The organism is Rhizobacter sp., assembly GCF_035702065.1.
GTDB lineage: Bacteria > Pseudomonadota > Gammaproteobacteria > Burkholderiales > Burkholderiaceae_C > Rhizobacter.
The window spans coordinates 1-6,728 of sequence record NZ_DASSRA010000148.1 but is presented as its reverse complement, the minus strand read 5'-3'; the positions used below and the strand labels follow the sequence as shown (position 1 = coordinate 6,728).

The window sequence follows — 6,728 nt, the reverse complement described above, 5'->3', positions numbered from 1 at the left end:
GGGCACCTTGCCTGGCTATGGCGACGGCATGGTGATCGGTCAGCACGGCTCATGGAACCGCAGCAAGCTGAGTGGCTACAAGGTCGTCTTCGTCCCGTTCCGCAACGGGCGCCCGGCCGGGCCACCGGTCGACATCCTGAGTGGATTCCTCGCGCCCGATGAAAGCGTGTCGTACGGACGACCCGTCGGTGTGGCCTTGGGCCCCGACGGCTCGCTGCTCGTGGCCGATGACGTGGGTGATGTGATCTGGCGCGTCACCGCCGCGTAGACACGCGATTGGCGCCCGCAAACGCAGAAAGATCAGTTCGGGGTCGACACGCTGCCGAGGAACTTCCAGCCCGCCGAAAGCTTGACGAACACGAAGCCCGTCGAAGCGTCGTGGAACACCTCGTGGAAGGCCTGCTGCTCGTCGCGGCCGGCAAAGGCCCAACCTTGGGGCAGCCGGACAAAGACGAAGTCGGTCTGGCGATCGTGGAAGACGTCGTAATACCTTGCCTGGCTGGCGGCAGACGTGGTGACGGTGTCCAGCACGGAGGCGTGCGTGGACGACAGGCCGAGCGTCAGCGCCAGGCTGAGCATCGTGTTGAGTGCAGTGTTCTTCATGGGAGTCCTTGCCATTGAGAGATGGCAGCAGGCCTTGTGGGCCAGCGATCCCGAAATGGGTAGCCGGTGGGTGCCCCAGCGACACAGACTAGGGTTAACCCTGATTCTAGTGTGCATGCTGCAACGCACAAGAGTTGCAGCGCCACGCGCGCGTGATTGGCGTGCAGTCGTTCTCACTCGTCGCGGCCTGTCTCCTGCCGGTAGAGCGGCGGCAGCATGTGTTCGAACAGCCCCACCTCTTCGATGTTGTGGCGCAGCCCGGCCACCCCCGCGCGCTTCCGGGAAGCAGCCGGCCGTGTGGACGCCCTTGCTCGGTCTCGTGCAACGCCTGCTGCACGACGGCAAGCCCCGGCCCCCGATTCAACGATCCCTTCCACGCTGAGTCCCACGCACCCTGCACACAGTGGAGTGACCCGGCACCCATGCCGGCCTTTCACTTCAACTGCACAGGAACTCAGTCATGCAAACCTCCACCCCCTCCGTCATGCCCGTCGCCAACGGCGTCAACGTCGAAGCCCTGCTGGGCGCCCGCGAGGCGCTGAGCCAGGCGCCTGAAGCGGCGCGCTTCAAGTGGCGCGCCACCAGCGAATGGGTGCGCGGCACCCAGACGCGCACCACCATCGACAACTTCCACGGCCTGGGCGGCGAGCAGCGGCACCGCCAGGCCTTTCAGTTCGACACCGACCACCCGGAGATCTTTGCGTCCGAAGACAAGGGCGCCACGCCGGTGGAGATGGTGCTGGTCGGCCTCGCCGGCTGCCTGTCGGCGGGTGTTGCCGCCGTGGCGCAGCACCGCAACATCCAGCTGCGCTCGGTGAAGGCCACGCTCGAAGCCGGCATGGACATCCAGGGCATCCTCGGCATCGACGAGAAGGTGCGCAACGGCTTCGACGGCGTGAAGGTGCACTTCGAGGTCGACGCCGATGCCACGCCGGAGCAGATCGCTGCGCTGGTGGCGCAATCGCAAAAGCGCTCGGCAGTGTTCGACATCATGACGAACCCGACCGACGTGCACGTCACTGCGAGCAAGCGGTGAACATGCACACGCCACCCGCATCGGTGGCCCAGGGGGTCGACGTCGTCGTGATCGGCGCCGGCCCCTTTGGCCTCGCGATGAGCCATGCGCTGTCACAGCGCTCGATCCGGCACGTGGTGCTCGAACGCGGCGAGGTGGGCGAAGCCTGGCGCAGCGAGCGCTGGGAAACGCTCCGCCTGCTCACGCCGAACTGGATGACGCAGCTGCCGGGCCAGGGCTACAGCGGCAACGACCCGGGCGGCTACATGAGCGCGGCCGAGTTGGTGGCGTTTCTCTCGGCCTATGCGCGCAAGATCGCCGCGCCGGTGCACACCGCCACCACGGTGCTGCAGGTGCGCAAGCTGGCCTCGGGCTACCTCGTGCACACCGACCGCGGCGACTGGCCCTGCCGTGCACTGGTGCTGGCGAGCGGCGCCTACCGCCGGCCGCTGGTGCCGGCGTTCGCGTCGGCATTGCCCTCCACCATCCAGCAGGTCACGGCCCAGGCCTATCGCCGGCCGAGCCAGCTCGATGCGGGCGGCGTGCTGGTGGTGGGCGCCTCGGCCACGGGGCTGCAGCTTGCGCAGGAGATCCATCACAGCGGGCGGCCCGTCACGCTGGCGACCGGTGAGCACGTGCGCATGCCGCGGCTCTACCGCGGGCGCGACATCCAGTGGTGGATGCACGCCTCGGGCCTGCTCGACCAGCGCATCGACGATGTCGACGACCCGGCGCGCGTGCGGCACCTGCCCTCGCCCCAGCTCGTGGGCACGCCCGAGCGCGCCACGCTCGATCTCAACCTGCTGCAACAGCAGGGCGTGCAGGTGGTGGGCCGGCTGGCCGGCATCCGCGATGGGCGCGCGTTGTTCTCGGGATCGCTGCGCAACGTGTGCGCGCTGGCCGACCTCAAGATGAACCGCCTGCTCGACGGGCTGGACGCGTGGGCCGAGCGCGAGGGCCTGGCCGCCGGCCTGCCGCCGCCCGATCGGCCGGCCGCCACCGAAGTGGCTGCGTCACCGGTGCTGAGCCTCGACCTGCAGCACATCCGCACCGTGCTGTGGGCAACAGGCCTGCGGCCCGATCACTCGTGGCTGGCGCTGCCGGTGTTCGACCGCCACGGCGAACTGATGCACCAGGGCGGCGTGGTGACGGGCGCGCCAGGCGTCTACGCGCTCGGCCTGCCCTTCATGCGGCGTCGCAAGTCGAGCTTCATCCACGGTGCGGGGGACGACGTGCGCGAACTGGTCGTTCACCTGGCAGCGCACCTCGACCGCGCCCGCACGGCTCGGCGCCAGGCGCAGCAGCAGGCCGCCTGAGCGACCTCATGGGGCGACTTGGCGTCGCAGCCCATCGAGGTCGAGCACGCGCAGGCCGCCGTACTCGATGCGGATCAGCCCCAGCGCCTGCAGCGCGTGCAGCGCCTCGTTGACGCGCTGGCGCGACAGCCCCACCAGGTAGCCCAGCTCCTGCTGCGTGATGCGCAGCAGGCTGCCCACGCCGGGGTAGAGCGTCGGGTGGAAGAGCGCAGCCAGGCTGCGCGCGACGCGCACGTCGGGGTCGTTCATGCGATCGATCTCGCGTGCGCCGATGAACTGGCCCAGCCGCTCGTTGAGCTGCTGCATCACGAAGCGGTTGAAGGGGATGCTGCGGTCGATCAGCCAGTGGAAGGTGTCGACGCTGATGCCCGCCACCACGCTCTTGCGCAGCGCCTGGATGTTGTAGCGGTAGACCTCGCGCTTGAGCACCGTGCCTTCGCCGAACCAGCCGCCGGGGGGCACGCCGGTGAAGGTGATGGGCATGCCGTGGCTGGAGTCGTTGCTCATCTTGAGCAGGCCGTCGATCACGCCGAACCAGTAGGTCGCGGGACGGCCCACGCGGCACAGCAGCTCGCCGGTGGCGATGTTGACGACACGGATGTCGCTCACCGCACGTTCGCGCTCGTCGGCCTGCAGTGTCTTGAGCCAGGGGATGTCGGCCAGTTCGGAAGGCGTCGCCGGCCGTGCGCGTGTCACCAACGGCGCGTGACCGTGCGGTGTGTCGGGTTCGGTGCGCGATGTCATGGCCTGCGGGTAAGAACCGGGGAGGACTCTCCCTAGGATTGTCGTTAGAACGACATCATGGCGTCAAACTTCTTCCTACAGTCCGGCCAACAAGGAAACGCCGGGCCGTCCCAAGTTTTCTTGGCCCCCACGGGGGGCGGGCCGGGCAAAGCCCAGCCCTGGGGGCACTCAGAAGAGCATGGAGACACGGCTGTGGTGATCACGACCTTTCCTCGATTGATGCTGGAGCACGCGGCGAAGCGGCCTCATGCACCGGCATTGCGCGAGAAAGAGTTCGGCATCTGGCAGACGCTCTCCTGGTCGGCCCTGGAGACGATGGTGCGCGAGCTGGCCGGCGGCCTGGCGGCAGCGGGCTTGCAGCGCGGGCAGCACATGGTGGTGGTGGGCGAGAACCGGCCGCGGCTGTATGCCTCGCTGCTGGCGGCGCAGGCGCTGGGCGCCATCCCCGTGCCGCTGTACCAGGACGCGGTGGCCGGCGAGTACGTCTTCCCGCTCACCAATGCCGAGGTCGCCTTCGCGATGGTCGAAGACCAGGAGCAGGTCGACAAGATGCTCGAGGTGCGCGAGCAGCACCCCGGCCTCGCGCACATCTGGTACGACGACGCGCGCGGCCTGCGCAACTACAGCGAGCCGGGGCTGGAGGCCATCGACTCCCTGCTCGCCGCCGGCCGCGCCTACAACGCCGAGCACCCGGGCTTCTTCGACGCCGAAGTGGCCAAGGCCCAGCCCACCGACGTGGCGGCGATGTTCTTCACCTCGGGCACCACCGGCAACCCCAAGGGCGTGGTGCACACCCACCGCTCGCTGATCGACCGCGCCCAGGCCGGCGCGCGCTTCGACGCACTCACCGAGCACGAAGAGGTGCTGGCCTACATGCCGCTCGCCTGGATCGGGCAGAACGTGTTCTCGTACGCGCAGTGGCTGACCTGCGGCTACGTGGTCAATTGCCCCGAGAGCGCGGCCACGGTGAGCATCGACCTGCGCGAGGTCGGGCCCACCTACTACTTCGCGCCACCACGCATCTTCGAAGGCCTGCTCACCAGCGTGATGATCCGCATGGAAGACGCCGCCGCGCCCAAGCGCTGGCTGTTCCAACGCTGCATGGCGCTGGCGCGCCGCGTGGGCCCGGCCTTGATGGACGGCAAGCCGGTGGGGCTGGCCGACCGCCTGCTCTATGCGCTGGGCAACCTCGCCATCTACGGCCCGCTGCGCAACACGCTGGGCTTCTCGCGTGTGCGCGTGGCCTACACCGCGGGCGAGGCCATCGGGCCGGACCTCTTCAGCTTCTACCGCTCGATCGGCATCAATTTGAAGCAGCTCTACGGCTCCACCGAGACCGCCGTGTTCGTGTGCCTGCAGCCCGACAACCAGGCGCGCGCCGACACGGTGGGTGTGCCCATCGAAGGCGTGGAGATCAAGGTGGCCGACAACGGCGAGATCCTGGTGCGCTCGTCGGGCCTCTTGCGCGGCTACTACAAGAACGAGGCGGCCACCGCCGAGGTGCTCACGGCCGAGGGCTGGTACCACACGGGCGACGCCGGCTTCGTGGACGCGGCGGGGCACCTGAAGATCATCGACCGCGCGAAGGACGTGGGCCGCACCCTGTCGGGCGACATGTTCGCGCCCAAGTACGTGGAGAACAAGCTCAAGTTCTTTCCGTTCATCAAGGAGGCGGTGGCCTTCGGTGATGGCCGCGACAAGGTCTGCGCCTTCATCAACATCGACATGGAGGCGGTGGGCAACTGGGCCGAGCGCCGCAACCTGCCCTACGCCGGCTACACCGATCTCGCGCAAAAGCCCGAGGTCTACGAACTGGTGCGCGACTGCATCGAGAAGGTGAATGCCGACCTCGCAGCCGACGACAAGCTGGCCGGCAGCCAGATCAGCCGCTTCCTGATCCTGCACAAGGAGCTCGATGCCGACGATGGTGAGCTCACGCGAACCCGCAAGGTGCGCCGCGGCTTCATCGGCGAGCGCTACCAGGTGCTGGTGGATGCGCTGTACGGTGGCAAGAGCTCGCAGTTCATCGAGACGGCAGTCAAGTTCGAAGACGGCCGCAGCGGCGTGGTGTCAGCCGATCTGCGCATCGTGGATGCGAAGACGTTTCCGGCGATGAGGAGGGCGGCATGAGAGCAAAGCCTCTTCTTCTTCGCACGCCCCCACCCGCTCGGGCTGAGGTATCGAAGCCTGGCACGGCCTGCGCGGGCCTTCGATACCTCAGGCTGAGCGGTTCGTTGTCCGCGGAGGCCCATCGACCATGACCCGCAAGATCGGCGACGTCATCCTCGACGTGCAGAACATCAGCCTCTCCTTCGGCGGCGTGAAGGCCCTCACCGACATCAGCTTCAACGTGCGCGAGCACGAGATCCGCGCCATCATCGGCCCCAACGGCGCGGGCAAGAGCAGCATGCTCAACTGCATCAACGGCGTGTACACGCCGCAGCAGGGCTCCATCACCTTCCGCGGCCAGACCTTCAAGCACATGAACTCGCGCCAGGTGGCCGAGATGGGCGTGGCGCGCACCTTCCAGAACCTGGCGCTGTTCAAGGGCATGAGCGTGCTCGACAACATCATGACCGGGCGCAACCTGAAGATGAAGTCGAACCTGCTGTTGCAGGCCATCCGCCTCGGGCCCGCGCAGCGCGAAGAGATCGCGCAGCGCGAGGTGGTCGAACGCATCATCGACTTCCTCGAGATCCAGCCCTACCGCAAGACGCCGGTCGGCCGCATGCCCTACGGCCTGCAAAAGCGCGTGGACCTGGGCCGCGCGCTCGCGATGGAGCCGCAGGTGCTGCTGCTCGACGAACCCATGGCCGGCATGAACGTGGAAGAGAAGCAGGACATGAGCCGTTTCATCCTCGACGTGAACGACGAGTTCGGCACCACCATCGTGCTGATCGAACACGACATGAGTGTGGTGATGGACTTGAGCGACCGCGTAGTGGTGCTCGACTACGGCAAGAAGATCGGCGACGGTGCCCCGGACGATGTGCGCAACAACCCGGACGTGATCCGCGCGTATTTGGGAGTGCAACACTGATGGGCTTCTT

The 6,728-nt window shown here is 67.6% G+C and carries 6 protein-coding genes and 1 pseudogene; 5 read left to right on the top strand and 2 right to left on the bottom strand.

All coding sequences use genetic code 11. From position 1 onward, the window contains the following. Positions 1-268, top strand: a pseudogene (locus VFL64_RS07055) (sorbosone dehydrogenase family protein); the annotation flags it as partial. Between the two features lie 32 nt (positions 269-300). Here VFL64_RS07055 and VFL64_RS07050 read toward each other — a convergent pair. After that, a complete protein-coding gene (locus VFL64_RS07050; RefSeq protein WP_489539667.1) occupies positions 301-603 on the bottom strand; it encodes a hypothetical protein in 303 nt (100 codons plus the stop codon). A gap of 460 nt (positions 604-1,063) precedes the next feature. Between VFL64_RS07050 and VFL64_RS07045 the strand changes: the two genes are divergently transcribed. Together VFL64_RS07045 and VFL64_RS07040 are read left to right on the top strand one after the other, a co-directional pair. Beyond that, positions 1,064-1,639 (top strand): OsmC family protein, encoded by a 576-nt coding sequence (locus VFL64_RS07045; RefSeq protein ID WP_489539666.1) that lies wholly within the window; start codon positions 1,064-1,066, stop codon positions 1,637-1,639. A 2-nt stretch (positions 1,640-1,641) separates the two neighbouring features. Further along, positions 1,642-2,934: a flavin-containing monooxygenase gene (locus VFL64_RS07040; protein ID WP_489539665.1), complete on the top strand. Its 1,293-nt coding sequence runs from the start codon at positions 1,642-1,644 to the stop codon at positions 2,932-2,934. A gap of 6 nt (positions 2,935-2,940) precedes the next feature. Here the strand turns inward: VFL64_RS07040 and VFL64_RS07035 are convergent, their stop codons facing one another. Next, positions 2,941-3,678: a Crp/Fnr family transcriptional regulator gene (locus VFL64_RS07035; protein WP_489539664.1), complete on the bottom strand. Its 738-nt coding sequence runs from the start codon at positions 3,676-3,678 to the stop codon at positions 2,941-2,943. 195 nt (positions 3,679-3,873) lie between these two features. Here VFL64_RS07035 and VFL64_RS07030 point away from each other — a divergent pair, with 195 nt between their 5' ends. Together VFL64_RS07030 and VFL64_RS07025 are read left to right on the top strand one after the other, a co-directional pair. Next, positions 3,874-5,808, top strand: coding sequence for an AMP-dependent synthetase/ligase (locus tag VFL64_RS07030; protein WP_489539668.1), 1,935 nt, complete (start codon positions 3,874-3,876; stop codon positions 5,806-5,808). A 127-nt stretch (positions 5,809-5,935) separates the two neighbouring features. Beyond that, positions 5,936-6,718, top strand: a complete 783-nt coding sequence (locus VFL64_RS07025) for an ABC transporter ATP-binding protein (RefSeq protein WP_489539663.1) — start codon at positions 5,936-5,938, stop codon at positions 6,716-6,718. The last annotated feature ends 10 nt before the right edge of the window (positions 6,719-6,728 follow it).

What these genes read in the sequence shown, in the direction of transcription:
- VFL64_RS07050 (WP_489539667.1), bottom strand. Translation starts at nt 603, where the DNA reads ATGAAGAACACTGCACTCAACACGATGCTCAGCCTGGCGCTGACGCTC.
- VFL64_RS07045 (WP_489539666.1), top strand. Translation starts at nt 1,064, where the DNA reads ATGCAAACCTCCACCCCCTCCGTCATGCCCGTCGCCAACGGCGTCAAC.
- VFL64_RS07035 (WP_489539664.1), bottom strand. Translation starts at nt 3,678, where the DNA reads ATGACATCGCGCACCGAACCCGACACACCGCACGGTCACGCGCCGTTG.
- VFL64_RS07025 (WP_489539663.1), top strand. Translation starts at nt 5,936, where the DNA reads ATGACCCGCAAGATCGGCGACGTCATCCTCGACGTGCAGAACATCAGC.
- VFL64_RS07040 (WP_489539665.1), top strand. Translation starts at nt 1,642, where the DNA reads ATGCACACGCCACCCGCATCGGTGGCCCAGGGGGTCGACGTCGTCGTG.